The organism is Arenibaculum sp., from assembly GCF_035998295.1.
Taxonomy (GTDB): domain Bacteria; phylum Pseudomonadota; class Alphaproteobacteria; order Azospirillales; family Azospirillaceae; genus DASYHS01.
Genome location: NZ_DASYHS010000144.1, coordinates 1 through 2,999, shown reverse-complemented (window position 1 = coordinate 2,999; position 2,999 = coordinate 1). Strand labels below are relative to the sequence as shown.

General features: G+C 67.5%; 4 protein-coding genes and 1 pseudogene. 4 read left to right on the top strand and 1 reads right to left on the bottom strand.

Annotation, left to right across the window (positions count from 1 at the left end):
* A partial coding sequence (locus tag VGO20_RS14015; RefSeq protein ID WP_327502981.1) for a TOBE domain-containing protein occupies positions 1–266 on the top strand: 266 nt, incomplete at its 5' end.
* A 19-nt stretch (positions 267–285) separates the two neighbouring features.
* On the opposite strand, the gene VGO20_RS14010 is transcribed toward VGO20_RS14015, so the two are convergent.
* On the bottom strand, positions 286–603 hold the full coding sequence (locus VGO20_RS14010; RefSeq protein WP_327502980.1) for a VpaChn25_0724 family phage protein: 318 nt from the start codon (positions 601–603) through the stop codon (positions 286–288).
* 102 nt (positions 604–705) lie between these two features.
* On the opposite strand from VGO20_RS14010, the gene darT reads away from it, so the two are divergent.
* The 3 genes and pseudogenes from darT to VGO20_RS13995 all read left to right on the top strand — a co-directional run.
* Positions 706–1,347, top strand: a complete 642-nt coding sequence (gene darT / locus VGO20_RS14005) for a type II toxin-antitoxin system toxin DNA ADP-ribosyl transferase DarT (RefSeq protein ID WP_327502979.1) — start codon at positions 706–708, stop codon at positions 1,345–1,347.
* The gene (darG, locus tag VGO20_RS14000; RefSeq protein WP_327502978.1) at positions 1,295–2,416 is read left to right on the top strand and encodes a type II toxin-antitoxin system antitoxin DNA ADP-ribosyl glycohydrolase DarG; all 1,122 of its coding nucleotides are present in this window, start codon (positions 1,295–1,297) and stop codon (positions 2,414–2,416) included. Before darT ends, darG begins: the two co-directional genes overlap by 53 nt.
* A 216-nt stretch (positions 2,417–2,632) precedes the next feature.
* Positions 2,633–2,999, top strand: a pseudogene (locus VGO20_RS13995) (sugar ABC transporter permease); the annotation flags it as partial.

Here is a 2,999-nt window from a genome sequence, read left to right as displayed (position 1 = left end):
CGGCCTGGATCGCGTTCCGCCCGGAGCGCTGCCGCGTGCTCGCCGGCGGGCCGGGCGTTCCGCTCTCGACCCGGCGGGTCGAGCGTCTGGGTGCGGAGACGATCCTGCGCGCCGCGACCCCCGGCGGCGCCCAGGTCTCGCTGCGCCTGCCGGGTCCCTGCGCGATCCTTCCGCCCGACGCCTTCGCGGTCGCGCCCGGCCCCGAGGGCTGGCTCGCCTTCGACGCCGACGGAGCGGCCTGCGGCCGGGTGCGCGGCGGCGGCTGACGTCCCTCCGGCAGGTCCTTCAGTACTCGCAATCCGGCGAAGGGTGCAGAATGCCCGGAACCGTCGTTCTCCCCAAGGCGATGTCCTCCCCGCGCTCGGTCAGGGTAACCACCAGCACGCGCTCGAAGAAACCCGTGGTCACCAGTCCGGCTTCTTTGAGCCGTTCGATGCACTCTCTGACGACGGCGCGTGTCGATGCGATGCCGTAGCGGCGGAGCACGTCCATCAGAATGGAATCGTTGGCGCTATGGCCGGCCGCGCGCAGGATGCGGAGCACTGCCAGGCCGCGATGCTCGGCGATCACCTCGGAAACAACGGGCAAGCGGTTAGAGATCATGGCGGCATCTCCGATCGAGGGGTTCGTCTATAATGGGTACGGGACGGCTACCCCGAAATGGGCCGACCGTGATCTCGCTGCGAACCCGAGAGGCATGCCGGCATGAGTTCCCCGCCGCAACACCCCAAGATCTATCACATTACCCATGTGGACAATCTTCCGGCCATCATCGCGGCCGGCGAACTGATCTCGGATGCGGCGGTGATTGCCCAGGGCGGGCCGCAAGTCACCATCGGCATGGGCAAGCTGAAGAAGCGGCGGCTGGAACTGCCCGTGACCTGCCATTCCGGCGACCATGTCGCCGACTACGTGCCTTTTTACTTCTGCCCGCGTTCGGTAATGCTCTACCTTTTGCATCAGGCCAACCATTCGGAACTGGCGTACCGGGGAGGTCAGGGTCCGATCGTCCATCTTGAAGCCGATATGCAGGAGGTGGTCGGATGGGCAGACGGGGAGGGCCGCCGCTGGGCATTCTCCCTGTCGAATGCGGCCGCCTACTACTGCCAGTTCAGGGCGTCGCTGGCGGATTTGGGCGACGTGAATTGGCAAGCCGTGGACGCCCGGAATTGGGTATCCTGCCGCGAAGAAAAGCAGGCGGAGTTTCTCTTGCACGGGACGTTCCCATGGACCCTGGTTCGCAGGATCGGGGTTGTCTCGGACGAGATTGCGGCCCGGGCGGCCGCTGCGCTTCATGGCGCACCGCACCGGCCGAGCGTCGAGATCAGGCGCGACTGGTACTATTGAGGAGCCCGCGATGATCAGATACACGACCGGCGACATTCTCGCGGCCGATGCGGAAGCCCTCGTCAACACGGTGAATTGCGTGGGCGTCATGGGGCGCGGCATCGCGCTGCAGTTCAAGAACGCCTTTCCGCGGAACTTCAAGGCCTACGAGATCGCCTGCGCCCGCAACGCGGTGCAGCCCGGCCGGATGTTCGTGTTCGAGACCGGCACGATGACGAACCCGAAGTTCATCATCAACTTCCCGACCAAACGCCACTGGCGCGGCAAGAGCCGGATGGAGGACATCGATGCGGGCTTGGATGCCCTGGCCGCGGAGATCCGGGCGCGGGGCATCCGGTCCATTGCGATCCCGCCGCTCGGGTCCGGTCTCGGAGGGCTCGACTGGTCCGAAGTGCGCCCTCGGATCGAAGCGGCGCTGGACGGTCTCCGCGATGTCGAGGTCCTCGTGTTCCAGCCGAACGGCGCGCCGGATCCTGCGACGATGGCGCGCAGTGTCGACGTGCCGAAAATGACTGCCGGCCGTGCCGCCCTGGTCTGGCTGATGCATCGGTACCTCGGCGGCTTGATGGATCCGTTCGTCAGTCTGATCGAGGTCCACAAGCTCATGTACTTCATGCAGGAGGCGGGGGAGGATCTGCGCCTGCGCTACGTCAAGGCGGCCTATGGACCCTATGCCGAGAACCTGCGCCACGTCCTGAAGAAGATCGAGGGCCATCTGGTCTCCGGCTATGCCGATGGCGGGGACGTGCCGGACAAGCTGCTGGAACTGGTGCCGGGCGCCGCCGAGGATGCCGGATCCTTTCTGGCCGACCATCCCGAGACCAAGGCTCGCTTCGATCGTGTGGCTGATCTGGTCGAAGGCTTCGAGACGCCCTTCGGCCTTGAGCTGCTGGCCACCGTATATTGGGTCGCGAAGAACGAGGATGCCGATTCGCCCGAGGCGGCCATCGGGGCGGTCCATGCCTGGAGCGACCGCAAGAAGCGGTTCTCACCACGACAGATCGAGCTGGCTTGGGACGTCCTTGGGGCGAAAGGCTGGCTGGATGACTCCGTCCGGTACGCGACCTGAGACCGGCCCTGCGGCTTTCCGTGCCGGGGACGGGGGCGGTGGCGGTGCTGGGCGACCCGAGACCTCGCCGTTTGTCGGGTCTCGCACCGTTCTTGTCGCCGCGCCGCGGCTCGCGGGCGGTCCACTCCGGGGGTCGGAAGGCTTTACGCCGGCGGGCGCGTGAGGCACGCTTCCCGCGAACCCGGGTATAAGGGACTGGATGAGGATTTCCGCGACATGAGGGGGCCGTCGCCCGCCTTCGCGGCGCCGGCGCTGTTGATGCTGGGCGCCTCGGTGTTCGTGCCGCTGCTGGCCGTCGCCGCTTTCTCCCTCACCGATTACCGGCTGGGCTACCGGGACCTGGCCCCGGTCGGGGCGGACAACTACGCCTCGGTGCTGGCGGACCCGGGCGTGCTGCGCGCGGTCGCCAACAGCGCGCTGTATTTCCTGCTGGTGACGCCGCGGTCGGTCCTGGGCGGGCTCGCCGCCGCGATCGCGGCCGAGGGGGCCGGGCGGTGGCGGCCCTGGCTGCGCGCGGCGCTGTTCGTGCCCTACGTCTCGCTGCTGGTCGCGATGGGCGTGGTGTGGGAGCTGATCCTCCATC

Coding starts and splice junctions, on each gene's coding strand:
- VGO20_RS14010 (WP_327502980.1), bottom strand. CDS start 603: ATGATCTCTAACCGCTTGCCCGTTGTTTCCGAGGTGATCGCCGAGCAT.
- darG (WP_327502978.1), top strand. CDS start 1,295: ATGGCGCACCGCACCGGCCGAGCGTCGAGATCAGGCGCGACTGGTACT.
- darT (WP_327502979.1), top strand. CDS start 706: ATGAGTTCCCCGCCGCAACACCCCAAGATCTATCACATTACCCATGTG.